Source organism: Candidatus Binatia bacterium, from assembly GCA_036493895.1.
Classification (GTDB): Bacteria; Desulfobacterota; Binatia; order UBA1149; family CAITLU01; genus DATNBU01.
This window is the reverse complement of record DASXOZ010000048.1, coordinates 34,238-59,842: the sequence shown is the minus strand read 5'-3', so window position 1 is coordinate 59,842 and position 25,605 is coordinate 34,238. Positions and strand designations below refer to the sequence as shown.

The window sequence follows — 25,605 nt, the reverse complement described above, 5'->3', positions numbered from 1 at the left end:
CGTGGCATCGGTGCACTGCGATCATCTCGTGCGCCAGTTTACGGCGGGCGTGCGCGCGCTCGACGATGTCAGCCTCGAAGTGGGCGACGGCGAGCTGGTCGTTCTCGTCGGGCCGTCGGGCTGCGGCAAGTCGACGCTGCTGCGCATCGTCGCAGGCCTGGAGACGGCCGACTCCGGCAGCGTCCGCATCGGCGACCGCGACGTCACGGGCCTTACGCCTCCGGAGCGCAACGTTGCGATGGTGTTCCAGGACTACGCGCTCTACCCGCACATGACGGTGCGCCGCAATCTCGAGTTCCCGCTGCGCATCCGCGGAGATTCGGCCGCTGCACGAGACGAGAAGATCGCGCGCACCGCCGCGATGCTCGACCTCGCGCCGCTTCTCGACCGGCTCCCGAAAGAGCTTTCGGGCGGGCAGCGCCAGAGAGTCGCGATGGGACGGGCCCTGGTGCGCGAGCCCGCCGTCTCGCTGCTGGACGAGCCGCTTTCGAACCTCGATGCCAAGCTGCGCGGCGAGGTACGCGCAGAGATCGCCGACCTGCAGCGTCGCACGAAGACGACGATGATCTACGTCACGCACGATCAGGTGGAGGCAATGACGCTCGGCCAGCGCGTTGCCGTCCTCGACCGCGGCATGCTCATGCAGGTGGCGCCGCCGGCCGAGCTTTACGAGCACCCCGCCAACGCATTCGTTGCCGGATTCGTCGGCAATCCGCCGATGAACCTGCTGCCGGTTTCCGCTGTGCGCGGCGGCTTCGCCGACATCCGCGGCACCGGCGCCCGGTTGAGGATCGACCGCGCCGCGACCAGGAACGCAGTGGACCGCGCGCCAATCGCAACTTTCGGCATCCGCCCGGAGAACCTCTCCGTTGCGGGCCCCGGCGAAGGCGACGCGATCGATGCCACCGTCGACCACGTCGAGATCCTCGGGTACGAAACGCTGATCCATGCCGTGGTCGGCGCAGTCGAAAACGATTCGACGCGCGTCATGGCCATCGCCCGTGTCCCGGGAACGCACCGCCTCGATCCGGGCGCCCCACTGCGCCTGAGGGCCGACGCGGATCGCGTCTACCTGTTCGACGAAGCCGGCCGCTCGCTTCGCGAGCGCGGCGCCTGAAGCGATTACGAGCGCGGAAGTGTTGCCGCTTTCGCGCCAGCGGTTGACCCGAGGCGAGATCGACCCTAGTTTTGCTCGCCTTCTGCACCGGCGAGTGCACGGCGGAGTCTCCATGTCGTCTTCTCATCCCACCGATTTTTCGGGTTCCGTCGTCGATGCCCTTCGCGAGGCGATCGAGAAAGAGATCCCCGACGCCACCGTCGAAGTGGTCGGAGGCGGCGGGCACTACTCGATCGACGTTGCCTCGAGCGTATTCGCCGGAAAATCGATGCTCGCCAGCCAGCGCCTCGTCTACAGCGCGATCGCGCACCTGATGGCGGGCGACACCGCGCCCGTCCACGCGATCGACTCCCTGCGCACGCGCACACCGCAGCCGTGACCACGGCAGGCGAGCGCCGGTCGCAGACCGGCTTCTCGATGCCGGCCGAACGCTTCGACAACCGTTTCGTCCGCGAGCTTGCCGGCGACAGCGAGACGCGCAACTTCCGTCGCCAGGTGCGCGGCGCGTGCTGGTCGCTCGCCGAGCCCACGCCCGTGGCGTCCCCGTCGCTGCTGGCCCACTCCCGGGAAGTCGCTTCCCTGCTCGGGATCGATGATCAAGCCGTGCTCGCGCCGGAGTTCGCGTCGGTGTTCGGCGGCAACCTGCTGCTTGCCGGAATGACTCCGTACGCCGCGTGCTACGGCGGTCACCAGTTCGGCAGCTGGGCCGGCCAGCTCGGTGACGGGCGCGCGATCGGGCTCGGTGAGTACGTCAATTCGCGCGGCGAGCGCTGGGAGCTCCAGCTGAAGGGTGCCGGGCCGACGCCGTACTCGCGCACGGCCGACGGCCGCGCGGTGCTGCGCTCGTCGATCCGCGAGTTCCTGTGCAGCGAAGCGATGCACCACCTCGGCGTACCGACCACCCGGGCGCTGAGCCTCGTCGCGACCGGCGAAGAAGTCGTGCGGGACGTGCTCTACGACGGCCACCCGCGGCCGGAGCCCGGCGCCATCGTCTGCCGCGTCGCACCGTCGTTCCTGCGTTTCGGCAATTTCGAGATCCTGGCGGCGCGCGAAGACACGCCGCTGCTCGAGCGTCTCGTCGAATTCACGATCTCGCGCGATTTTCCGTGGATCGACGAGGTCGATCCGGCGGCGCGACGCGTGCGCTGGTTCCGTGAAATCTGCGAACGCACGGCCGTCATGATCGCGCACTGGATGCGCGTCGGCTTCGTCCATGGCGTCATGAACACCGACAACATGTCGATCCTCGGGCTGACGATCGATTACGGTCCCTACGGCTGGGTCGACAACTACGATCCGGGCTGGACGCCGAACACCACCGACGCTGCGATGCACCGCTACGCGTACGGCCGCCAGCCTTCGATCGCGCTGTGGAACCTCGCGTGCCTGGCCAACGCCCTGGTGCCGGCGTTCGCATCCGTCGACGAGTTGAAGGAAGGGCTCGAGCACTACCGTCGCACGTATGCGCAGACCTCCGGGGCGATGACGCGGGCAAAGTTCGGGCTCGACGGTGACCGCAGCGGCGACGACGAGCTCGTCGAGGAAGCGTTCTCGCTGCTCTACGACGGCGAGATCGACATGACGCTGTTCTTCCGCGCCCTGCCCCTCGTGGATCCCGCGGCACCGGACGTCGCCGTGTTCGGCGAAGCGTACTACGACGCAGATCGCCGCGCTGCCGTCGCCGATGCGCTCGGCGCGTGGCTCACCCGCTACGCGGCGCGCGTGCGCGACGACAGCCGCGGCTGCGAAGGCCGGCGCCGCGCGATGGACGCCGTCAATCCCATCTACGTGCTTCGCAACTACCTCGCGCAGGAAGCCATCGACCTGGCCGAAGCCGGCGACGTTTCGCGGGTGCACGAGCTGCTCGAAGCGCTTCGCGATCCGTACACGCCGCGACCTGGACTCGAGCATTTCGCCGCGCGCCGGCCCGACTGGGCCCGCGCCCGGGTTGGCTGCTCGATGCTGTCGTGCAGCTCCTGAATCGATACAGGACACGCATGCGTTGCCGCCCGTCCGCGACGCCGCTGTGAGTGCCTGTCGCGGATTTCAGCCCAGGATCACCCGAGGATGACCTTGATCTTGTGCAGCTTGCCGTCGCGTCGAAGCACGATGCGCGCGCCGGCCTTGTCGACGGGAACCGCAACGCTCCCCATCATCGCCGACACCACCGACGCCGAGCGGCGCGACGGATTGTCGACTTCGATGTCGTACGTCGTGCGCCGGTCGGGCAGGCGGTACTTGATGCGGAAGCCGGGCCAGGAATCGGGAATGCAGGGCCGGATGCGCAGCAGGCGGCCTTCCTCGATCGTCAGTCCGAGCAGCGACTCGATGCCCGTGCGATACATCCACGCAGCCGACCCGGTGTACCAGGTCCATCCGCCGCGGCCGAGATGGGGATCGACGCCGTAAATGTCGGCGGCGATCACGTACGGCTCGGTCTTGTAGACGTCGGTCGCCTCCCGGTCGCGCGCGTGAGTGACGGGCGAGACCATCTCGAAGTACTTCATCGCCAGCTCGCGGTCGCCCAGCTTCGCGAGCGCCCGGACCGCCCAGACGGCGGCGTGCGTATACTGGCCGCCGTTCTCGCGGATGCCCGGTACGTAGCCTTTGATGTAGCCGGGGTCGTGACTGCAATGGTCGAACGGAGGCCACAGCAGGCGGATGATTCCCGCTTTCTCGTCGACGAGCTTGTCCCGAAGCGACTGCATGGCCTGCGCGGCGCGGTCCGGCGGCGCCGCACCCGACAACACGGCCCAGGATTGGGCGATCGCGTCGATCGAGCACTCCTCGTTGGTGTGGGAGCCGAGCACCTGGCCGTCGTCGTAGTACGCGCGGTTGTACCACGCGCCGTCCCACGCTGTCGTTGCGATCGGGGCATCCAGCGACTGGCGATACTGGCGGTAGCGCCGCAATCTTTCCCAGTCGGCGCGCTTCTCGACCATCGGAACGAAGCGGTCGAGGATGCTGACGAGAAAGAACGCCATCCACACGCTCTCGCCCTGGCCGCGGCGGCCGACGCGGTTCATTCCGTCGTTCCAGTCGCCGGTGCCCATCAGCGGAAGACCGTGCGCACCGTGCGTCAGCGAGCGGTCGAGCGCGCGGCAGCAATGCTCGTAGATGCTGGCGGTTTCACTGCTTCGATCTGCCAACAAGTAAGTCTCGTCCTCGCCCGGTTCCAGGAGCCGCGCCTTGACGAATGGTGCCTTCTCGTCGAGCACGCTCTCGTCCCCGGTGGTTCCGATGTAGGTCGTCACCAGGAACGGGAGCCACAGCAGGTCGTCGGAAAAACGCGTGCGCGTGCCGCGAGCGGCGGGCGGATGCCACCAGTGCAGCACGTCTCCCTCGACGAACTGGTGGGCTGCGTGCAGCAGGATCTGGGCGCGGGTCAGGTCGGGTCGCGCGTAAAGCAGCGCAGCCGAGTCCTGGAGCTGGTCGCGAAAGCCGTAGGCTCCTCCGGCCTGGTAGTACGCCGAGCGTGCGTCCATCCGGCAGCTCAACACCTGGTACAGCAGCCAGCCGTTCATCAGGAGGTCGAAAGACCGTGACGGAGTCTGGATCTGAACGGCGCCGGCGAGGTCTCGCCACGATGCGCGCGTGGCCTCCAGCGCCTCTTCGACTGCCGGCGTCCGGCGAAGCTTCTCGACGAGAGCCAGCGCAGCATCGCTGTCGGTGCCTTGTCCGAACGCCAGCACGACCTCGACTTCTCCGCGCGGCGGCAGCGTGAGCGGCACCTGCAGCGCGAAACACGGATCACCGCCGGTCGCGCCGTCGAGTGTTCCGCCGTCCGCGACGGCGCGCGGAGCCTGCATGGTCTCTCCGCGACCGAGGAACGATGCGCGATCCATCGTGAACGACGCCGGCGCCGATCCGCCGGGCGCCTGCAGCACCGCCGCGAACGCGACGGCGCCGCGATGATCCTCGCTCAGCGGATTGTTCGCGAGAAACACGTTGCGGGCCTCGTCGAACGACGTCGCAACCAAGCGCGACGATTCGATCGGCTGCACGCCGAGCACGAGCCGTGCGTACCAGTACAGCGACAGGTCACGCTCGCGGGTTCCGCGGTTGGCCAGGCGCACGCGCACGATCTTGACCGGATCTTCGCCGGCGACGAAAACCACGACTTCCTGCTCGATGGCTTCGGAGCGCTGCAGCCAGCGCGACCAGCCCAGGCCGTGACGAACTTCGCACCACGCGCCCGACGGTACGGGCCCGGGCTGCGGCGACCAGTAGCGACCGTTCGCGTTGTCGCGCAGGTAGAGCGCCTCGCCGAACGGATCGAGTACGGGGTCGTTGCTCCACGGCGTCAGCTTGTTCTGGCGGCTGTTGCCGGCCCACGTATAGCCGGCGCCGGTCTCGGTCGCGAGGAACCCGAAGCGCTGGTTCGAGACGATGTTGCACCACGGCATCGGCGGTACGGGCCCTTCGCCGGGAGCACACAACGAGGCCGGTCCGACGCGCACCACGTATTCGTGGCCGTCGCTCGAGAATCCGCCGTAGCCGTTGTCGAACTGCAGCTTCTCGCGGGTCGGCGGCGTCGGGTCGTGCTTCGGTGCGCGGGCGCGAGCGCGGGGCGGCGCAGCGACGGCATTCGCATCGGCCAGCTCCGGAAGCTCCGCAGCGACGAGCCAGTGGGCCTGCGCGCGCAGCGCCGCGACGGCATCGTCTCCGAGCTCGGTGGCCGAAGAGGCGACCAGGCGAAGCGGGCCCTGCGCCGTTTCGGCGCGAAACGGACAGCTTCCGTCCCGGCACTGTTCTTCTTCGCAGAGCAGCACGAGAGAAAGCGGCAGGCCGAGGTCGGCCTGGTAGCGGCACATTCGCAGCACGGTGTGCGCTCGCGGCAGATCCGAATGCCGCAGCGGAGCGACCACGAGAAGCGAATCGCCGGGAATGCCGAGCTTGCCGAGCGGACTGGCGGCTGCACCGGCCGCATTGGCCTGCGAAGGCGGCATTCGAAGTGCCGGATGGGCAAAAAACATCGCGCCCGCCAGCTCCTGCGCCAACTCGGCGTGCTCACTGGAGATCGCGCAACGTTTGCGGCGGGCTTTCTCGAGCGCGGCCGCAGCTTTCGCGGCCTCTTTCACACCCGTGGCTGCTTCAGCCGAAAGCTTCGTAACTGCACCGACGACAGGATCGCGATCGCTGCCGGCCGCGAGAATCCACGTGACGGCCGCGTCGGCGCCCGGCGCGACGGTGACGGTGCGGCGAAGTGCGAAGACCGGATCGAGCACGCTCCCGGTCGAGCCGGAAAGCGGCGACGAGTCGGCGAGCCCGGCGGGGCAGCGGCGGGCGCGGGCGCGGCCGAAAAACCTGCAGCGATCGGTCTCCAGCTGGAGCTCGCCTTCGCCGGCCAGGGTGGCAGCGGCCCACAGCGGTTTTTCGTCGGCGCTTCTCGGGCGGCGCCGCGCCGTCACCACGCCCGAAGCCGGATCGAAGCCCGTCTCGACGAAGAGCTTCGAGAACGCCGGATGCCCGTCGTCGCCGCCGCGATGTCCGTCGACGATCTCGGCACACACCGTCACTTCGATGCGCCGCGAGGCAGCAGCGCGCGTGCGAAGCACGATGCGGCGCACCTCGGCATCGGCATCGGCGGCGACGAAAATCTCGCAGCTCGCATCGATGCCCGCGTGGCGCCGTCCGAGCGTCACCGATCCCGGCGAGGTACGGGCCTGCATCGATCCGCCGGCCGTGCCCATCGGCGTCGCTCCGAGAGACCAGGTTTCGCCCGAATCCAAGTCGCGCAGGTAGACGAGAACACCTTCTTCGTCGCAGATGCGGTCGGCGGCCCAGCGCGTGACGGCAAACCAGCCGCACTGCGAAGTTCCCGAACCCGCCGAGCTGACGATGCTCCAGAAGCTGCCGTTCGACAGCACGCGCACGTGCGGAGCCGCATCGTGAAGGCGCGCGAAGTCGGGAGCCTTGGCATCGACCCACACACCGGGCGTGCCCGTTTCGTCGGTCGGCTGCGGCGAACCCGTCGTCTCGGGTCCGTCGTCGGCTTCTCTTGCCATCTTCGACGATTCGACTTCTCTTTCTGTCCCGGATGGCCCGGCTTCGTTTTCCATCCTGGACGGCTCGACTTCGCTTTGTACTTTGGACGGCTCGACTTCGCTTTCTATTTTGGATGGCTCGGCTTCGCTCACCATGGTTTCTCCAGTGGCGGCTTATACTGGAAGACTACGGTGGCCGGTAGCCGGCGCACCCGCACGGCACCTTTTTCGAGCCGATCGACGACGCCGTCGACCGTTACCGTATCCACATCTGCGCCAAACGGCGCGGCCACCTCGATGCCACCTTCGGGAACCTCGAACCGCCGCCCGCTCCCGTGCGCAGCGGACGAACCAGGCAGCCCACCCCCCGAAGCGATGTCGATTCGCACCGGGCGCTCCGCTGCTGCGGTCGCGCCCTGGTCGCGGCTCCACGAAACCGAAACGGGTCCGAACCAGGTCGGCAGGTCGCGGCCGCGAACGGTCTCGCCTCCGTCCAGCCAGGAAAGAGGAATGCCCGCTCCGATGAGCAGAGAAGGCGGCTGCCGCCGCGCTCCCGCTTCCTCGTCGCGCTCCATCACCATGAGGCTTCGCAGCGCGTGCACGTACGTCGAGCCGATCCACGTGTGCGGCAGGTCGCCGAGGAACTGAGGCTCGGTAGGAACCGTCCACGAGATCTCGGGCCACTGGTGCCACGCCGGCGGCCTCTGGTCGGAGACCATCCATCCAAGCAGCGCAAGGGCATCGGACTTGCGCCCGACCAGCATCAGCGCGATCGCGTTCCGCAGCTCGTAGCCGGTATAGCCGACTCCCGGCGAATGCGCGTCGCGACGTGCGCCGAGTTCGCGTGCGTACTTCTCCCACGAGCGCTCGAGGACGTCGCGGGGATAGACGTGGTCGCTGCCGAGCAGGAAACTGACCGCGGTGGACGTCGGATCGAAGTCGGCCAGCTCCACCGATGCCGGCGCGACGTCCATGTGGTGCGCCTCGATCACCGCGCGAATCGAGGCGCTCCAGTCTTTCTCGAACTCGTCGCGATCGGCCGCCAGCGCCGCCTCGGTCTCGTTGTCACCGACGACGCCGGCAAGCATTGCGGCATCGGTAAATCCGCGCAGTGCGAAGGCCTGGTCCCAGTACGAGTGCACCGGCCTCGCGCTGTAGCCTTCGTGGCTGATCGATTCCGGAAGCAGGCCGTACATCGCGTGGCGATCGCCGCTGCGGTAGGCCTCGGTCATTCGCGTCGCGCGCAGCCGGTTCATGTAGCCGGCAGCCGCCTTGACGCGTGGCCACAGGTCCTGCACGAAAGCGCGGTCGCGCGTAAAGCGCCAGACTTCGGCCACACCCCAGATGAATTCGCCGTAGCTGTCGTTCTCCGCAACAGGGTCGGCGCCGCGCGCATCGACGCAGCAAGGCACGCGCCCGTCGCGATCGACGAAACCGGAGAACCAGCGGAGAAACTCCTTGGCCTCCTGCGCCAGGCCGAGCTCGAGAAGGGCGCTCGACGTCATCGCGCCGTCGCGGATCCATGACCTCTCGTAAGTGCGCGAACCAGGCTGGATCGCCGGGCCGTCGCGGTTGATCAGCACGTAGGCAAGATTGCTGCGCAAGGACTCGACCCAGGCTTTCTCCGCGCGCGGAAGCTCGATGTCCACGCTGTCGAGGCGCCCGTGCCACCAGCCTCTGGTCTCAGCGAGCGCCTTTTCCGCACCCGCGGCATCCGCCGCGACGACGGAAGCGCGCGCCCACGGCACCGCGATCCACACATCGCGAGGCGTGCTCGAAACGTCGAACTCCCACGCAAGTGCGGCCGATGCGGCGCCGAAGGAATCGTCGACGGCCGCCGAAGACGGCAGCGAATGATCGGCGAGAAACGCCGTGATGTCGCCTTCCTCGAAGGCTGCCGCTCCGAACGCGTCGAGTTTGCTCAGAGCAACGACACGGCGATCGTCGGCGTGAATGGTCGATCCGGTGCGCGAAATCCGCGTCAGCGTGGATACGCCGCCGGTGCGATTGAGTGCCTGCCACGGCGGCAGCACCTGGAACGGCCGCAGCGCGACCACCAGGCCGAGCTTTCGCTCCGTCGCCGCCGTTGCGCGGTAGCGCACGTACAGGGTTCCTGCCTGTGGCGTTCCCGATGCGAATGCCGTGATTGCCAGCGTGAGATCGCCGTCGCGGCGAACGACGGTGGGTATCGGAAGGTAGCCGTCTTCGAGGCGGACTTCGTGGGTAGCGTCCTTCCACGTCCTCACCCCGTCGTCCGTGGTGACGAAAGGCTCGAGGGTGAAGGCGCCGGCATCGACTTCGACGCTTCCTTCCTCGTTGATGAGCGCCTCCTGCTTGCCGTCGGCCACGCCGACGACGGTCCAGTAGCTCTGCTCGCCGGAGAAATAGCGCGGATACTGTCCCGGCGGCGCCTGCGCGGCGATGCCGGCCGCAAATCCGTTGCGTGAAGCCGAGAACTCGAACGGCTGGGGACGGATCTCGCGGATCGCGATGGTGCGACCGGGGCCGACGGAGTAGCGCAGCCTCACGAATCGCGCGTAGACGTCGGGAGTATAAACGGCGTCCGTCGGACCCCGCGCCCTGGTGAACCGGCGGATCTCCTGCCAGTCCGATGCGTCCTTCGACGCATCGACGATGTACGCGCGCGGAATCTGCGCATCGACGTAGTCGATCTCGAGGCCGCCGAGCTCGAACGGCTGGTGGAAATCCAGCGTCACCTCGGGCGCAGAGTCGCCGGATGCACTGTACCACGCCGTCGCCTCGTTGCCGTCGAGCAGATGCGAAGCATCTTCCCCGTTGGAGCTGGTGCTGACCTTCGGAGGCTCGGCTGCCGCTCTCTCATCGCGCGGCTCGACGCGGATCTCGTCGATCCACAGTCGCCCCTTTCCGCCCTTGCCCGCGACCACTGCGATTTCGATCGCATCCAGGTGCGACGGCATGCCGCCGCCGGCAGGTCCCCACGCAAATGAAATGCGCGGACGCGAAACTCTCAGCTCCGTCCAGTCGTGGGGAATCTCGTAGTCGGGCAGACGCCTCCACCAGACGTTTTCGCCGGAGATGAACTTGATCTCGATCGTGTTCGGCTCCGCGTCGCCGCGGATACGGAACACGAACATGTAGTCGTCAGGAAGGTCGATCGAGACGTTGCGGCGCGCGATCGCGTGACTTCGTCCCCTGCCGAGATCGAAATCGAGGCAGATCGCGCCACCTTCGCTGCCGCTTCCGGCAACGATGCTCGCCTGCGCACTCGGCGACGCGAGCGCGGTCCACGCGGATGCGTCTTCTCCGGAATCGACCTGTACCGGGCCCGTCGCCATTGCGCCTGGCGCCCGCGCGGCCGGCGACTCGGCGCCAGCAGGCGCCGGCGCCAGCGGGGCCGCAAGCAGGAGGAGCGCAAGCGCGAGGCGTCGAAGCAGAAGCAAGGAAAATCGGCTCCGGCGCAGTTGCGCTCAGCCCTTGAGGCCACCGGCCGTCAGGCCCGCCACGTAGTAGCGCTGCAGCAGCAGGAATACGAGCATGACAGGAATCACGGTCACGACTGCGCCGGCCATCATCAGCTCGGTGTCCTGCACGTGCTCTCCGAACAGTCCGGCCAGCGCGACGGGAAGCGTGTAGAGCCGATCGTCGGACAAGACGACCAGGGGCCAGAGAAAATCGTTCCACGTGCCCATGAACGTCGCGACGGCGAGCGTCACGAGAATGGGCCGGCAAAGAGGAAGCGCAATCTCGGTGAAGATGCGCAACTCGCTTGCACCGTCGACGCGCGCGGCGTCGAGCAGCGCATCGGGAATCGACTGCGCGTACTGCCCGACGAGGAAGATTCCGAAGATGCTCGCCATGCCCGGCACGACGACTCCCCACCAGCTTCCCACCAGGTGCATCTGCCGCAGAAGCAGGAACAGCGGAAGCATGGCGACCTGCCCGGGGATGACCAGCGCAGCCAGAAAAAGCCGTCGCAGGTTTTCGCGACCGGCGAACGGAAGCTTCGCGAAGGCATAGCCTGCCATCGCGTTGAAGCAGACGGAGAAAAACGTCGCCGCCAGCGACACGAACAGGCTCGCGCCGATGGAATGAGCCAGGTCCAGCCGGGCGAAAAGATCGCGGTAGTGCTCGAGCGTCGGTGCGCTCGGCAGAAGCCTGGGCGGGATCGACAGCGCTTCGCCGGACGGCATCAGCGACGCCGACAGCATCCACAGCAGCGGGAACAGCGTCAGCGCGGCGGCAACCACGAGCAGCACGTTGACGGCAACTGCGGCGGCCAGGCTCCGGCGACTCATCGATGGACTCCTTCGCCCGTCGCGAAAAGCGCCGGTCTGCGAAGTCGCCGCAGCGCCACGGGAATCGCGGTCGCCGCCAGCAGCACGACGAAGAGCAGGAATGCCACGGCCGCCGCGCGGCCGAGGTTCCACCAGCGGAATCCCTCTTCGTACATCAGCAGCACGATGCTGCGCGTGCTGCCGGCGGGCCCGCCCTGCGTCATTACGTAAGGCTCGGCGAAGAGCTGGAAGTAGCCGATCGCGGTCAGCAGTGAGACGAAGCCGAGAGTCGGCGCTAGAAGAGGCAGCGTGATGGAGCGAAGGCGGCGCCACGCACCGGCGCCGTCGAGGCTGGCCGCTTCGTACAGTCTCTCGGGAATCCCCTGCAGGCCGGCCAGCAGGATGATCATGTTGAAACCGAAGTTCTTCCACACGGCCATGAGGATGATCGCCGGCATCGACCACACCGGATCGCCGAGCCAGTCCACCGGTCTTACTCCGAATGCCCCCAGCGCCTGGTCGATGAGCCCGAACCGCGGGTGGTAAAGATAGCGCCACACCACCGCGACCGCGACGATCGTCGTCGTCACCGGCAGGAAGAACACCGTGCGCATGAGGCCTTTCATGCGCGCCACGCGCGAGTCGACGAGCAGCGCGGCGGCCAGCGAGACGCCGATCGAAAGCGGACCGCCGACGAGCACGAAATAAAAAGTATTGCGGAGCGCGGTCCAGAACTGGGGATCGGCAAGAAGCGCGCGGTAGTTGTCGAGCGCGACGAAGCGCAGGTCGTGAGGATTCGCCAGCGCGTAGACATCGAAATCGGTGACGCTCAGCAGCAGGGACGCGGCAACCGGGAGAAAGAAAAACACGACGATCAACGCGAGCGCAGGACCGGCAAGCAGCAGACCGGCTGTGCTGCGGGCATCGCGGGCCTTCATGTTCTCGCCCCCGGGCCCGGGGTCGTGCACGGCGTGCCGCGGGAGGCGAGCAGCGAGCGGCGTTTTTCCAGGATCGAGTCGATGTCGTAGTCGAGGTCGGCCAGCCCCTGGTCCATCGTCGCGTCGCCGCGCACGATGCGCTCGAGATGCAGCGTCAGCTTGGCGGCGATGCGCTCCCATTCGGGGATTTTCGGCGGAGTGGCAAGGTTCTCGATCTGCGAGACGAAAGAGAGCTGGAGCCGGTCCTGGTACGACATCCTGTCGTGATCGTAGACCTCGCGCCTGGCCGGCAAAGCTTCGGCCTTTTTCCGGAAATCCCACGCGCCATGGCCTGCTGTCAGGTAGCGAACGAGCTTCCAGGCCTTTTCCTTGCGCGGTGACGCCGGCGAGATCGCCAGGTCGGCGCCGCCGGCGATCGAGACTCCGAAGCGTCCCTCCGCTGCATGAGGAGCCGGCAGAGGAGCCGTCTCCCACTTGTCGTGCAGAGCGTATACGGGAAAGACCTTTGCGACTTCCGAGAGACTCCAGGGCCCCGAGACGAAATACGCGAAGTAGCCCTGCGCGAACTCCCGGTAAAGATTGGCAATCTGCGCCGCCGAGCGCTGCGGCACCAGGCCGCTGTGAAACAGGTCGACGTAGAAGCCGAGCGCGCGGCGCGCCTCGGCGCTCTGCATGTTCCCGTAGCAGTCGTTGTCGCGAAGCAGGCTTCCGCCCTGCTGCAGCACCAGTGCGACCGGCACCTGCCATTCGTCGATCGGCAGAAAAGCGCCATAGCGGGGATGCGCCGGATCGCCTGCGTCGCGGAACTTCTGCATCGCGTCGCGCCACTGTTGCCACTCGTGCGGCGGCTCGGCGACACCGGCTTCGCGAAGCAGGTCCTGGCGATAGAACAGGATGCGCGTGTCGATGTACCACGGCACGGCAAGCGCCTTTGCGCCGATCACGCACGTATCGAGCGCACCGGGGAAGAACGTCTTGCCGCCGCCGGGAAGCGACGCAATCCGCTCGTCCATCGGCTCCAGGGCGCCCAGCTCGGCGAACTCCGGTACCCACGTCGTTCCGATCTGGAACACGTCCGGCATCGCGCCGGCGACGTAGGCTGTCAGCAGTTTCTCGTGCGCCGCGCTCCACGGGATGCGCTGGACGTGCACGGCGATGCCGGGCTCCGCGGCGCGAAACCCGTCCAGCAGCGAATCGGCCACCTCGGCTTCGCTGCCCATCGCCCAGAAGACGACTTCGTCCCGATCGCCGCCGAAGTGGGACAGCAACATCGGAGTGACCACGAGAAGCACCGCGACAGCGCCTGCGGCGGGAACGATCCAGCGACGATCCACCGCGTCATTAGACCCGGGCGCCGCCGGTCGCACAACGACGGCGATCTGCGCGAGTTGACTCGCGCCCGGTTCGCCTCAGTCTGCGTGCGGTGAGCCTGCGTCCGTTCCTGCTCGCCGTCGTCGCGGCGGCGTGCCTCAGCGCGGGCTGCCTTCCCTATCCGGTTGGCCAGAGGCCCTATGGATCCTGGGACGATCCGGCGTCGCTGTACGCGGCGCACGTGGAGAACGGCATCTACTTCAACCCGTGGCACCCGTTCACGCCGCCGAGCACGCGCATTTTCCGCCTCGTGCTGACCCGCAACCCGTTCGACCGCAGCCACACACCCGAGCTGCCGGTGGTCCCCAACGACGGCAGCGAGCTTTCGGTGCCGGCGCCGCAGCCGCGTATCACGTGGATAGGCCATTCGACGATGGCGATCCACGACGGCAGCGACGTCGTCGTCACCGATCCGAACTTCGCGCGCCGCATGATCGTCGTGAAACGCCACACGCCGCCGGGGCTTCCGATCGAATCGATCCCGGCCGACGCGATGGGCGTGATCTCGCACAGCCACAACGATCACCTGGATGCAGGCTCGGTGGAGGGGCTGCCGGCGACGATGCACTGGTTCGTGCCTCTCGGGCTGGCCGAATGGTTCCGCCGCCACGGCCGCGACAACGTCGTCGAGCTGGACTGGTGGCAGAGCGCGCAGAACGGCCGCTGGACGATCACGTGCCTGCCGGCCCAGCACTGGTCACGGCGCATCGACCAGCCGCCCAACCGCACGCTGTGGTGCTCGTGGCTGATCGACTCGGGGACGACGCGCTACTACTTCGCCGGCGACACCGGCTACTTCCACGGATTTCGCGAGTACGGCCGAAGGTTCGCGCCCATCGACGTCGCGCTGCTGCCGATCGGCGCCTACGAGCCGCGCTGGTTCATGCGCGAGCAGCACGAGAATCCCGCCGAAGCGTACCGCGCGTTCCAGGATCTCGGGGCGCGCTACATGATCGCGATGCACTGGGGCACGTTCGACCTTTCGTTCGAGCCGCTGGACCAGCCGCCGAAGGACCTGATGGAGGCCGTCGACGCCGACGACGGCGATCGCAGTCGCGTCAAGGTGCTGAAGATCGGCGAGACATTCACGCTGCCGCCGCGGGACGAGGACGCCGACGCGGCAGCGCGCTGAGCCGCGACGCAGGGCGGCGCGTACGGCCCCGGCTTTTCTTTCCTTTGCCGCGTTCCCGTCGCATGGTCGCCGGATGGACGACGCAGAGCTTCTCGTAAGGGCCGACCTCAACCTCATCGAATTCAATCGCGAGGGCGCGCGCTCGACCGCCGGCGGCATCGTGCACGAGGAGGACGGCCTGGTATTCTTTGCGCCGGGCCACCGTTTTCCGGTCGGCTTCACCGGAGTGATGCGCACGGACGTCTGCGTAACGGCCACCGACGTCGTCGCGCGTACCCGCGCGTTCTTCCGCGACCGCGGCCACGGCTATACCTTCATCGCGATGATGCACCGGGACGACGATCTCGCGGCGCTTCTCGAGAGCGAAGGCGTCGGTCGTTTCGGCAACAGCCCCGGAATGGCGTGCGACAAAAGGCTCGATGACAAGCCGCTTCCCGCCGGCGCATCGATCGAGCGCGTGCACGGCGGCGACGGAGCGCGCGCTTTCGCCGCGGTTTCCGCGTCTGCATACGCGACATACGGAATGCCACCGGACGTCGCCACGAAACAGTTCGCGGACCATCGCTTCTTCGAGCTCCCCCAGGTCGCGGCGTTCATCGCAAGGCTCGACGGCACGCCGGCGGCGGCAGCGATGGTGCTGGTCTCGCACGGAGTCGCCGGCATCTATTGGGTAGGCACGACGCCCGAGGCGCGCGGACGCGGGCTTGCCGAGGCGTGCACGCGCGCCGCGACCAACGCCGGCTTCGACATGGGTGCGAAATTCGCCGCGCTGCAGGCCTCGGTGATGGGAGAGCCGATCTACCTTCGGATGGGGTACCGCGAGATTACGCGCTACCCGTGGTTCACCGAGATTCCCTGAGCGAAGCGACGATCGCTCAGCCGCGCCACGCAAGCAGGCGGCGAAACGTGAGGTTCATGCGCGGACCGCACGGCGCCTTCACCTTCGGGACCCCGTGTTGCCAGTGGCGCTGCGTTTCTCCGCGCATCACGAGCAGGCTGCCGGAAGGAAGTTCGAGGCGCCGGATCTTCTGCGAGCGATCCGTCTTGTGGCGCATCACGAAGGTGCGCGTCCGGCCGAGGCTGAGCGATGCGATCACCGGCTCCGGCCCAAGCTCGCCTTCGTCGTCGCTGTGCATCGCGACGCTGTCGTTGCCGTCGCGATAGAAGTTCACGAGGACGCTGTCGAACCGGCAGCCGGCCGCAGCCTCGACACGGCCGCGAAGATCGAGCAGCAGCGGCGTCCACGGCATCGGCTCGTGATGACGACCGCTGTAACGGTAGCCGGTGCCGTCGTCGCCGTGCCACGCAATGAGGCGCGGTTGAAGGTACGTCTTGTCCCAGACCCGGATCGTCTCGCCACGCCAGTCGCTCTCGTCGATCAGTCTTCGAAGAACCGCCTCCGGCTCCTGCCCGAGGTCGAGCCAGCGAAGAAACAGCACCTCGGCGTCGGCAATCGGCAGGCGTGCGAGGTGCTGCGCTTCATCGGCAAAGAGGCTGTCGCGCGGCATGGTCACGCAGCGTGCCGGCGAACATCGCCGGCACGATCGGGGGGTCGGGCTCCCTCGTCCTGCGTCAGTCCCTGAGGAAGTGGCAGGTGTAGCCTCCGGGGTTCTTCTCGAGGTAGTCCTGGTGGTATTCCTCGGCGCGCCACCACTGCCCCGCCGGCGAGATCTCGGTCATGACCGGGCTCTTCCACTTGCCCGACTTGTCCACGTCCTGCTTGACGCGCTCGGCAATCTCCTTCTGGCGATCGTCGAGATAGAAAATCGCACTGCGGTACGAGGTGCCGACATCGTTGCCCTGGCGATTCATCGTCGTCGGGTCGTGAAGACGGAAGAAGTAGTGCAGCAGGTCGGCGTAGCTGAGTTTGGCCGGGTCGAACTTGATGCGCACCGCTTCTGCGTGGCCCGTGTGATTCTCGTAAGTCGCGTTCGAGACGCTGCCGCCGGTGTAGCCTACCTCGCTCGTGACGACGCCGGGTAGCTGACGGATCAATTCCTGCACGCCCCAGAAGCATCCGCCGGCGACCTCCGCGACCTCGAGGTTGCCTTCGTAGGCCGCGTCCTTCGGATCGTGTGCTGTCGCCGTGCCAGCTGCAGCAGCCGACGCCCCGTTGCCGGAAGGGCTCTTGCCGAACACTGCCAGGTATTTCCCGTAACCTTCGGCTTCGAGCTTGTCGACAGGAACGAAGCGCATGGACGCCGAGTTCATGCAGTAGCGCAGGCCGGTGGGCTTCGGGCCGTCGTCAAAGACATGTCCGAGGTGCGAATCGGCATGGGCCGAGCGCACTTCGGTGCGGCGCATGAACAGGCTGTTGTCGCTGTGCTCCGCAACGTTGTGCGGTTCCAGCGGCCGCGTGAAGCTCGGCCAGCCGGTGCCGGAATCGAACTTGTCCTTCGAGCTGAACAGCGGCTCGCCCGAGACGACGTCGACGTAAATTCCGTCCTGGTGGTTGTCCCAGTAGTCGTTGCTGAACGGAGGCTCGGTGCCCTCCTGCTGGGTGACCTTGAACTGAAGCGGACTCAGCTTCTGGCGAAGCTCGTTGTCGCTGGGCTTGGTGTAGTTGGCCATCGGATCGTCCTTTTCATTGGCCGGCGCCTGGGCCGGCGCCTGGGCGGGCGCCTGCGCCGTCTGGCTCGCGGCCGCGGGGACATCGTTCAGCACAGCCGGCCTTCCCGTGAAACCGTAGTAGACGGCCGCGGCCAGCACGGCGGCTGCCAGCACCGCAGTTTTTCTCGAGAGGGGGTGTTTCCGCGAGATTCTCATCGACGGAAATGACGCTGCAGCGCCCCCGGAGTTACGCCCCACCCTTCGGCGAGGCGCCTTTTCCCGCCGGCAGCGCAATCAGGGGCTGGGGCGGCTGGCTGGTTGGCCCGGCGCGGAAGAAGTCGTGCCCCTTGTCGTCGATCAGGATGAACGCAGGGAAATCCTCGACCTGGATTTTCCAGACGGCCTCCATCCCGAGCTCGGCGAAGTCGACGACTTCGACCTTGCGGATGTTCTCCCGGGCCAGGATCGCCGCCGGGCCGCCGATCGACCCCAGGTAGAAGCCGCCGTGCTTGCGGCACGCCTCGGTCACGACCGGGCTGCGGTTGCCCTTGGCGAGCATCACCAGCGAGGCGCCGTGGGACTGGAAGAGGTCGACGTACGAATCCATGCGACCGGCAGTAGTCGGGCCGAAGCTTCCCGACGGCAGTCCCTTCGGAGTCTTGGCCGGTCCTGCGTAGTAGACCGGATGCTGCTTGAAGTAGTCGGGCAGCTCTTCGCCGCGCTCGAGCAGCTCCTTGAGCTTCGCGTGCGCGATGTCGCGCGCGACGATCAGGGTTCCGGTCAGCGAAAGTCGCGTCGTCACCGGGTGCTTCGTCAGCTCGGCGAGGATTTCTTTCATCGGGCGATCCAGGTTGATCGCCACTGTTCCCGACTGCTTGAGCACCCGCTGGCTGTCGGGAATGAAGCGGCCTGGATTGGTCTCGAGCTTCTCGAGCCAGATGCCGTCCCGATCGATGCGCGCCTTGATGTTGCGATCGGCAGAACACGAGACGCCGATGCCTACCGGCAGCGAGGCGCCGTGGCGCGGAAGCCGGATCACGCGGGTGTCGAGCGCGAAATACTTGCCGCCGAACTGGGCGCCGATGCCGGATGCCTGCGCGATCTCGAGCACCTTCTTCTCGGTCTCGATGTCGCGGAAAGCGCGGCCGTACTCGTTGCCGGTGGTCGGAAGGTCGTCCAGCGCCTTGGCCGATGCGAGCTTGACGGTCTTCAGACACGCTTCGGCGGAAGTTCCGCCGATCACGAACACGAGGTGGTACGGCGGGCAAGCCGCGGTGCCGAGGGCGCGGATTTTTTCGTCGAAAAAGCGCGCGAGGCCTTCGGGAGTCAGCAGCGCGCGTGTTTCCTGGAACAGGAACGTCTTGTTCGCCGAGCCTCCGCCCTTGGCGACGAACAGGAACTCGTAGGCCTCGCCTTCGGTCGCGTACAGGTCGATCTGCGCCGGCAGGTTCGTGCCGGTGTTGATCTCGCGGAACATGTCCAGCGGCGCGTTCTGCGAGTAGCGCAGGTTCTCCTGCGTGTACGTCTCGTAGATACCCTTGGCGAGGAATTCCGCGTCGTCGGCGCCGGTCCACACCTGCTGTCCTTTCTTGCCGATCACCGTGGCGGTTCCGGTGTCCTGGCAGAACGGCAGGATTCCTTCGGCGGAGACCTCGGCGTTGCGCAGCATCGTCAGCGCGACGTAGCGGTCGTTGTCGGACGCGTCCTTGTCGTCGAGGATCGCCGCCACCTGGCGAAGGTGCTTCTCGCGCAGCAGGAACGAACAGTCTCGAAACGCCTGGTGCGCGACGTAGGTGAGCGCCTCGGGATCGACCTTGACGACCTCCCGGCCGTCGAAGCTTGCCGTCTGGACGAAGTCCTTCGTCAGCAGGCGGAACTCGGTCGTGTCCGCCTCATGCGGGAACAGATCCTGGTAGATGAACTCCGGCATGCGCGCCCTCTCCATGTGCCTTTTTATCCGCAGCGGGGCTTAAAAGAACACCCATGTCACGACGAGGAAGGTCGGGATCAGCACGGCGGCGGACCAGGCCATGTAGCCGAAGAATCCCGGCATCGCGACGCCGCGTTCCTCGGCGATCGACTTGACCATGAAGTTCGGCGCGTTGCCGATGTAGGAGTTCGCGCCCATGAAAACGGAGCCGGCCGAAATCGCCATCAGCGTGTGCGACATCGGCCCCGTCAGGTGCGCGGCGTCGCCCCCCGCCATGTTGAAGAAAACGAGGTAAGTCGGAGCGTTGTCGAGAAAGCTCGACAGGCCTCCGGAAAGCCAGAAGTACGCGGCGTTGACCGGCTCCCCGCCCGGCCCGGTCACCAGCGAGACGACGGGCGCCAGAGCCCCGTGCGTTCCGGCCCTCAGGATGGCCAGCGCGGGGATCATCGTCACGAAGATGCCGGCGAACAGGATCGCCACCTCGACGATCGGACCCCACGTGAACGCGTTTTCGCGGCGCACCTCGCGGCGCGTGATCGCCAGCGAAACCGCGGCAATCGCGAGCAGCGAAACGTCGCGAACGACGTTCTGAAGCTCGATCTCGATTCCGAGCACGGTCCACGACACGCCGGGATGCCACACCCCGCTGGCGAACACCGCGGCGACGATCGCGAGCAGCAGCACGAAATTGCCGCGCCCTTCGACCCGCACCGGCGAGTCCGGCGTAGGGTCGCGCAGCGGCCGGAAATGCGCGTCGCGCCGGTACATCGCCGTATCGATCGCAAAGAAGACCGAGAGCACGATCAGCATGGCCAGCAACGTGGGCGCGAGCAGGTGCACGGTGGGCCAGAAGAAACCCACGCCCTTCAGGTAGCCGAGGAACAGCGGCGGATCGCCGAGAGGAGTCAGCGCGCCGCCGATGTTGGCGACGACGAAGATCAGGAACACGAAGACGTGCGCGTTGTGGCGGCGTCCGTCGTTCGCCCTCACCAGCGGCCGCACCAGCAGCATCGCGGCTCCGGTCGTCCCCATCACGCTGGCCAGGAGCGCACCGAGGACGAGCAGCTTGAGGTTGGTTTTCGGATCCCCGTGGATGTTGCCGACGACGAGGATTCCTCCCGCCACCGTGAACAGCGTCCCGATCAGCAGCAGGAACGGAACGTACTCGAGGACGATCGTGTGCAGGAACACCTGCAGTGCCGTGCCCGCACCAAACAGGGCTGCACACGGAAGCAGCACCAGCACGCTCCACGCCGCGGCGATCTTGCCGAAGTGGTGATGCCAGAGCTGCGGCGCCGCCAGCGGTAGGATCGCGATCGACAGCAGCATTCCGGCGAAAGGCAGGGCCCACGGAAGCGGGAGCAACGCTCCATCGAGCATTAGAAGGATCCTCGCGGGGGCGGCAGGAGCGTCATCGGCTGCGCTCTCTAGCGGGGGATCGGCGAAAACGCGAGGGCGAAACGGCTGCGCTCAGGCACTCCACTTCTGCCGCAGCGCCTGCGTCTGCTTTCCCAGGCGGTCGAGCAGCACGAGGCTGGCCGGAAGCACGAGAAGGTCGCAGAAGATCCCCGTGATCATCGTCAACCCGGTCAGCAGCGAGAAGTAGATCGTCGGGCGGAACGAACCGAACGCGCCGACCCAGAAGCCGAGCACGAGGGCGGTCGACGAAACGGTGACGGGAGCGCCGATCGCGCGGCTCGTGATTCGCGTCGCCGCGACCGGATCTCCGCGATAGACGCCGCGGTAGTACGAAAGGTAGTGGATCGTGTCGTCGACGATCAGCCCGAGCACGGCCGATGCGATCATCGCGGTGCCGGTGCTGAGCTCGATGCCGACGAAACCCATGAAACCGCCGGTCCACAGGATCGGCATCACGTTGGGAATCATCGCGATCACCGTGAACGCCACCGAGCGCAGCAGGATGCCGATGGCGAGGACGACGAGCACGATCGCCCAGCCGAAGCTCTGCACCTGCTGCTGCACGAGGTTCTCGGAATCGCGCACGACCTGCCAGAGCGAGCCCGTCGGCGTGAGCACGAGGTCGGGCCCGAGGATGCGCGCGGCATCGTCCCGGATCGCGGCGACCAGCGGCGACGACACCGCGCTTCCGACCGCGTGCAGCCTCACCGTCATTCTAAGCGTCTTCATTTCGGGCGCCGCGAAATGCCGCACCAGCGAGTGGCCGCTCTCGTCGAGAAGGTCGATCTCGTGCTGCAGGGTCTCTTCGTCGGAGGGAAGCTCGAGGCGGCCGCTGCCGCTTTCGGCGCGGTGCACCTGCCGCACCAGCGCCGTGACGCTGGTGACGCCGGCGACGTGCTCACGCGCGCGAATTGCGTCTTCGAGCGCCGCCAGGCGGCGGAACTCGTCGACGGACTCGACCGGCTTCCCGTCGCGGCGGGCAATCATGAAGTCGAGCGGAAGCGTCCCCGTCAGGTGATCGTCGATCCACGTCGTGTCGATGCGAAGCGGCGCATCTGCTCGCAGGAAGCCGACGAGGTCGGTGTTCGAGCGCAGCAGCGGGATGCCTGCCGACAGCACCACCGTCAGCAGCGTGAACACCGTGATGACCGTGATCGGGTAGCCCGTCGAGATGCCCGACGTGAAGCTGAGGAAACGGTGGGTCCAGCCGTGCTCGTCCGAAGCGCGGTGGGGCGGAGCCTTGACGTAGCTCAGCGCCGCCGGCGCCACCGTCATTGCCATGACGAATGCGACGAAGGTGCCGTACGCCGCGAAGAACCCGAATTGTCCCACGGCCGGAAGGTCGCCGGCCGACAGGGAAACGAAGCCCTGCGCCGTCGTGACGGCACACAGCAGGCCCGGCACGAACACCGACCGCACTGCGAGATAGGCGCGGTCGAAGCGGTCTTCGTGCGCACTGTCGTGGTGTGCGCTGTCTTCGTGCTCCGCCTCTTCGTGCTCCGCCTGGTCGTGCGCCATGCCGACAGGCTTGTGCCCGGCCAGCCACGCGTCGTAGACGTGCACCGTCATCGCCAGCGCGATCACGAGCAGCACCGGAGGCAGCAGCGCGGTGATCGCATTCATCGAATGGCCGGTCGCCGAATAGGTGCCGATCGTCCAGACCACCGTCAGTCCCGAGACGGCAAGCGGGACCACGACGCCCGAAATGTGGCGGAAAAACAGCGCCAGCGTCAGCCCGAGCACGATCGCAGCGGCCGGCAGCAGTACCTTCTGGTCGCGGTCGACGTAGGCCGAGACGTCGATTTTCTGGACCGGCACTCCGGTCAGGTGCAGCTCGCCTCCGCGCGCAGCCACCAACGGCGCCATCGCGCGCAGCGCCGACACGAGGCGGCTGCGGTACTCGTTGTCGTTCGGCCGGTCTTCGATCTGAACGACGATGCCGGCCGTCTTGCGGTCTTCGGAAACGAGCCAGCCGGTGAAGTCGGGATTGCGGTCGAGCGCGGCGGCGGCGGTCTCCTCGATGCCGGGGGCGGTCCACGGCGGAACGAGAAGTGGTTTTGGTACGGCGCCTTCGCTTCCTTTCACGATCTCCTCGACGTCGGTCAGACTCCACGCGTGGCTTACGCCGTCGAGCTTGCCGATCGTGTCGGTCAGCTGCGCGATCAGCGTCAAACCGTCGCTGCCCAGCAGGCGCGGATAGCCGATCGCGACCAGGACGTCCTCGTCGCTGCCGAACGTGTCGCGGAAATTCCGGTAGACGCGCAGATCGTCGGAGTTGGTCGTGCGCAGCGACTCGTTGTCGTGCTCGACGCCGACGTTCGCCGCATGCACGCCGAGCCACGCAGTGACGGCGACACAGAGCGCGAGCAGCGGGATGCGAAGGCTGCGAAGCCGTGTGCTCAAGGAGCGCTGCCCCCGGGATGTTCCGGCCTGGCGGCCTTGCCCGGCGCGGGCTTCGGCGGCAGCTTGGCCACTGTCTCTGCGGACGCCGGCCCGAGCGGCCCGAGCCTGTCCACGTCCGCTTCGGCCATCTTGAAGGAATCCGCAAGAATCAGCCGCATGTTGCGCAGCACGTAGTCTCGCGGAAGCGCCAGCGTCTGGAGGATCCGCCGATTGCGGGGCGTGATCGTGCGCGCTTCCGCGTCGCTGTCGAATGTTCCGAAGGAGACGGTGGCAGCCTGGTCGTCGGCGGCGAACTCGATCAGCAGGCGGCGATGACGGTCGCCGCCCTCGCTGTCGCCCTTTTCGACGGCGTCGCGCGCAGCGTCCAGCGCGGCCAGGTAGCTTCGCGCCGGCTCGTAGTCCGCCGGCCAGTTGCCGTGTTCCTTGTCGTGGATCTCGGAGACGACGCGCGACAGCAGCTTGGTGACGAGAAGCGTCTGCACCACCACGCCGGGCCCGCGCTGCAGCAGGCGCACTTCGCCCACCTTGCGGGCGGGGTCGGGAACGACGGTGGTCGCGTTCACCCGGTCGGCGGACGCATCGGCGGATGCATCGGAAGGATCCCCGGCAAACGAGGAGGCCGGTGCAAGCGTCGCGACCAGCAGCGCAACGACACCGATGCGCCGGACGATGTGCGCAGGCATGACGTGGCTCACCTGTGCGGGATACGCGACGCCCGCTGTGGCATCAAGGCCGCGCCGCCTCGCAAGGTGCGGCGCGCTTCATCATTGCTTCAGAAGAATCGCGGCTCGGGATTCCTGAGCTCGCAGATGCCGTCGATCCGGGCGCGAAAGCGCTTCATGCCTTCGTCATTCCACGGAAGGATGTAGAAACGATCCTCGCGAAGACCGGCAAGCGCGTGCTGCGCGACCTCGGCCGGGCTCGTCGTCTCCAGCTTGCGTCCCATCGCCTCGAAGATCTGTCCGAGGCTCTCCAGCGTCACCGGCGGCGCCACCTGTTCGGTCTCGCGCCGGAACTGGTCCGGGCGGTTTCGCGCCGCCGTGAAGATGTTGGACGAGACGATGTGAGGCCCCGGGTACAGCACGTGCGCGTGGATCTTGGCGCCCTGCATCGCAAGCTGCAGGTGCAGCGATTCGGTGATCGCGCTGACGGCAGCCTTGGTCGCCGAGTAGATGGGCGTCGTCGGCACCAGCACCAGTCCGCCGTTTCCCGACGACGTGTGCACGACGTGTCCTTCTTCGCCGTGCGCAATCATGCCCGGCACGAAAGCCTTGATCCCGTGGACGATGCCCCAGACGTTGACGGCCATGCACCAGCGCCAGTCGCTGAGCGGAAGATCCCAGATCGAGACGTCCTCGTGGGCACCGACGCCGGCGTTGCCGACGAAGACGTGCACGTTGCCGAATGCCGCGACCGCCGCTTTTTCGAGCGCCTGCATCGACTCGAAGGAGCTGACGTCGGTGCGAACGCCGATCGCGTCGGCGCCGCCGGAGCGAAGCCCGGCGACTGCCCGATCCAGGGCGCCCTGCTCGACGTCGGCAATGACGATGCGCGCGCCCTCGCGCGCCAGCACGTTCGCGATCGCAAGGCCGATGCCGCTCGCGCCGCCGGTGATGACGGCGTTTTTTCCGCGAAACTCTTTCATCTCAGAGCTCGATGCCGTCTCCGGACGTATCGTCGTAGCGCTGGTGCAGGAATGGCTCGAGCCAGGCGCCGGGCACGCTGCGCAGCACGCGGCCGTTGCTCTCAGCGCTTCCTTCTTCGTATTCGGCCGTGACGAGGCGGCGCACCGGAACGTCGGCGACCGGATCGAACATCGAATCGTAAAGGTTCAGCTCGGCATCCTCGAGGCGATGCACGGCGGTATGGCGGTGGCGCCATTCGAGTCGCACCAGCAGCGGTTCGACGTCGAAGGCCCGCGACTTCTCGCAGGCAGGAAGAGCCTTGTAGCAGAAGCCGTACTCGGTGAACTCGCGCGCCCCGAGATCGGCGCCGATGCGGCCCTTGCCTTCGAGGTAGGTGAATCCCATGCGCGTGACGTCGCAGCTGACGCGGTCGCCGTCCTTCTTGAAATCGATCGCGGCGATCTTCTTCGGCTCTCCGAAAGTCTCGCGCCCGGGCACGACGGCCTGCTCCGTCGTCATCGGCATCGTCACGAGGTAGATCCCGCCGACTCCTTCGTACGTCGCCTTGACGCCGAAAATCGCCGAGCCGATCTCGAACGTGAAATCCTTGCTGATATGGATCGCCACGTGCGAGAACGTCACGCACACCTGGTTCGACGGATCGACGACGAGCGGCTGGGGAACCAGCGCGGCGGCGATCTCGGCGTCCGTCTCGTAGACGAAGCGCAGGGATCTTACCGTGCTCTCGAGGAACTCCTGGTTGTTCTGGCGGGCCTTGGCGATCTGGCCGGCAGTCTTGACGTAGCGCAGCTTGGACATCGTTTTCCTCCCACTCGATCCTCGCCCTTCGGGCTGCGGATTCTCGATCCTCGCCCTT

General features: G+C 67.0%; 18 protein-coding genes. 5 read left to right on the top strand and 13 right to left on the bottom strand.

From position 1 onward, the window contains the following. Position 1 precedes the first annotated feature (1 nt). The 3 genes from VGK20_11805 to VGK20_11795 all read left to right on the top strand — a co-directional run bounded on the left by VGK20_11805 (position 2) and on the right by VGK20_11795 (position 3,097). Positions 2 to 1,117, top strand: a complete 1,116-nt coding sequence (locus VGK20_11805; protein ID HEY2774721.1) for an ABC transporter ATP-binding protein — start codon at positions 2 to 4, stop codon at positions 1,115 to 1,117. Between the two features lie 112 nt (positions 1,118 to 1,229). Then, positions 1,230 to 1,496 (top strand): BolA family protein, encoded by a 267-nt coding sequence (locus VGK20_11800; GenBank protein HEY2774720.1) that lies wholly within the window; start codon positions 1,230 to 1,232, stop codon positions 1,494 to 1,496. A 38-nt stretch (positions 1,497 to 1,534) separates the two neighbouring features. Next, entirely contained in the window at positions 1,535 to 3,097 is a 1,563-nt protein-coding gene (locus VGK20_11795; protein HEY2774719.1) for a YdiU family protein, read from the top strand. A 77-nt stretch (positions 3,098 to 3,174) separates the two neighbouring features. On the opposite strand, the gene VGK20_11790 is transcribed toward VGK20_11795, so the two are convergent. From VGK20_11790 to VGK20_11770, 5 genes are read right to left on the bottom strand one after another with little or no spacing between them, the layout of a single operon-like run. Then, entirely contained in the window at positions 3,175 to 7,257 is a 4,083-nt protein-coding gene (locus tag VGK20_11790) for a glycosyl transferase (protein HEY2774718.1), read from the bottom strand. Continuing rightward, a complete protein-coding gene (locus VGK20_11785; GenBank protein HEY2774717.1) occupies positions 7,254 to 10,526 on the bottom strand; it encodes a discoidin domain-containing protein in 3,273 nt (1,090 codons plus the stop codon). Before VGK20_11785 ends, VGK20_11790 begins: the two co-directional genes overlap by 4 nt. Positions 10,527 to 10,553: 27 nt before the next feature. Then, on the bottom strand, positions 10,554 to 11,381 hold the full coding sequence (locus tag VGK20_11780; GenBank protein ID HEY2774716.1) for a carbohydrate ABC transporter permease: 828 nt from the start codon (positions 11,379 to 11,381) through the stop codon (positions 10,554 to 10,556). After that, positions 11,378 to 12,298: a sugar ABC transporter permease gene (locus tag VGK20_11775; protein HEY2774715.1), complete on the bottom strand. Its 921-nt coding sequence runs from the start codon at positions 12,296 to 12,298 to the stop codon at positions 11,378 to 11,380. Before VGK20_11775 ends, VGK20_11780 begins: the two co-directional genes overlap by 4 nt. Continuing rightward, positions 12,295 to 13,632: an extracellular solute-binding protein gene (locus tag VGK20_11770; protein HEY2774714.1), complete on the bottom strand. Its 1,338-nt coding sequence runs from the start codon at positions 13,630 to 13,632 to the stop codon at positions 12,295 to 12,297. The genes VGK20_11775 and VGK20_11770 overlap by 4 nt, the downstream gene beginning before the upstream one ends. 89 nt (positions 13,633 to 13,721) lie before the next feature. On the opposite strand from VGK20_11770, the gene VGK20_11765 reads away from it, so the two are divergent. Together VGK20_11765 and VGK20_11760 are read left to right on the top strand one after the other, a co-directional pair. Continuing rightward, positions 13,722 to 14,801 carry an MBL fold metallo-hydrolase gene (locus VGK20_11765; GenBank protein HEY2774713.1) on the top strand — a complete coding sequence of 360 codons (1,080 nt, stop codon included), beginning with the start codon at positions 13,722 to 13,724 and terminating at the stop codon, positions 14,799 to 14,801. Between the two features lie 73 nt (positions 14,802 to 14,874). Beyond that, on the top strand, positions 14,875 to 15,660 hold the full coding sequence (locus tag VGK20_11760; GenBank protein ID HEY2774712.1) for a GNAT family N-acetyltransferase: 786 nt from the start codon (positions 14,875 to 14,877) through the stop codon (positions 15,658 to 15,660). Positions 15,661 to 15,676: 16 nt separating this feature from the next. On the opposite strand, the gene VGK20_11755 is transcribed toward VGK20_11760, so the two are convergent. The 8 genes from VGK20_11755 to VGK20_11720 all read right to left on the bottom strand — a co-directional run bounded on the left by VGK20_11755 (position 15,677) and on the right by VGK20_11720 (position 25,547). Next, on the bottom strand, positions 15,677 to 16,309 hold the full coding sequence (locus VGK20_11755; GenBank protein HEY2774711.1) for an alpha-ketoglutarate-dependent dioxygenase AlkB: 633 nt from the start codon (positions 16,307 to 16,309) through the stop codon (positions 15,677 to 15,679). A 64-nt stretch (positions 16,310 to 16,373) separates the two neighbouring features. After that, entirely contained in the window at positions 16,374 to 17,372 is a 999-nt protein-coding gene (locus VGK20_11750; GenBank protein HEY2774710.1) for a bifunctional methionine sulfoxide reductase B/A protein, read from the bottom strand. 226 nt (positions 17,373 to 17,598) lie between these two features. Then, positions 17,599 to 19,296, bottom strand: a complete 1,698-nt coding sequence (locus VGK20_11745) for a fumarate hydratase (GenBank protein HEY2774709.1) — start codon at positions 19,294 to 19,296, stop codon at positions 17,599 to 17,601. 24 nt (positions 19,297 to 19,320) lie between these two features. Continuing rightward, complete coding sequence (locus VGK20_11740) at positions 19,321 to 20,661, bottom strand: sodium:proton antiporter (GenBank protein ID HEY2774708.1); 1,341 nt, start codon at positions 20,659 to 20,661, stop codon at positions 19,321 to 19,323. Positions 20,662 to 20,751: 90 nt separating this feature from the next. Then, complete coding sequence (locus VGK20_11735) at positions 20,752 to 23,103, bottom strand: MMPL family transporter (GenBank protein ID HEY2774707.1); 2,352 nt, start codon at positions 23,101 to 23,103, stop codon at positions 20,752 to 20,754. Beyond that, entirely contained in the window at positions 23,100 to 23,798 is a 699-nt protein-coding gene (locus VGK20_11730; GenBank protein ID HEY2774706.1) for a hypothetical protein, read from the bottom strand. The genes VGK20_11735 and VGK20_11730 overlap by 4 nt, the downstream gene beginning before the upstream one ends. 77 nt (positions 23,799 to 23,875) lie before the next feature. Continuing rightward, positions 23,876 to 24,748 carry an SDR family NAD(P)-dependent oxidoreductase gene (locus VGK20_11725; GenBank protein HEY2774705.1) on the bottom strand — a complete coding sequence of 291 codons (873 nt, stop codon included), beginning with the start codon at positions 24,746 to 24,748 and terminating at the stop codon, positions 23,876 to 23,878. Between the two features lies 1 nt (position 24,749). Continuing rightward, entirely contained in the window at positions 24,750 to 25,547 is a 798-nt protein-coding gene (locus VGK20_11720) for an acetoacetate decarboxylase family protein (protein HEY2774704.1), read from the bottom strand. Positions 25,548 to 25,605: the final 58 nt, after the last annotated feature.

Excerpts from the sequence above, each read along its gene's own strand:
- VGK20_11800 (HEY2774720.1), top strand. The coding sequence starts at position 1,230 with ATGTCGTCTTCTCATCCCACCGATTTTTCGGGTTCCGTCGTCGATGCC.
- VGK20_11795 (HEY2774719.1), top strand. The coding sequence starts at position 1,535 with ATGCCGGCCGAACGCTTCGACAACCGTTTCGTCCGCGAGCTTGCCGGC.
- VGK20_11780 (HEY2774716.1), bottom strand. The coding sequence starts at position 11,381 with ATGAGTCGCCGGAGCCTGGCCGCCGCAGTTGCCGTCAACGTGCTGCTC.
- VGK20_11775 (HEY2774715.1), bottom strand. The coding sequence starts at position 12,298 with ATGAAGGCCCGCGATGCCCGCAGCACAGCCGGTCTGCTGCTTGCCGGT.
- VGK20_11760 (HEY2774712.1), top strand. The coding sequence starts at position 14,875 with ATGGACGACGCAGAGCTTCTCGTAAGGGCCGACCTCAACCTCATCGAA.
- VGK20_11755 (HEY2774711.1), bottom strand. The coding sequence starts at position 16,309 with ATGCCGCGCGACAGCCTCTTTGCCGATGAAGCGCAGCACCTCGCACGC.
- VGK20_11750 (HEY2774710.1), bottom strand. The coding sequence starts at position 17,372 with ATGGCCAACTACACCAAGCCCAGCGACAACGAGCTTCGCCAGAAGCTG.
- VGK20_11745 (HEY2774709.1), bottom strand. The coding sequence starts at position 19,296 with ATGGAGAGGGCGCGCATGCCGGAGTTCATCTACCAGGATCTGTTCCCG.
- VGK20_11740 (HEY2774708.1), bottom strand. The coding sequence starts at position 20,661 with ATGCTCGATGGAGCGTTGCTCCCGCTTCCGTGGGCCCTGCCTTTCGCC.
- VGK20_11725 (HEY2774705.1), bottom strand. The coding sequence starts at position 24,748 with ATGAAAGAGTTTCGCGGAAAAAACGCCGTCATCACCGGCGGCGCGAGC.
- VGK20_11720 (HEY2774704.1), bottom strand. The coding sequence starts at position 25,547 with ATGTCCAAGCTGCGCTACGTCAAGACTGCCGGCCAGATCGCCAAGGCC.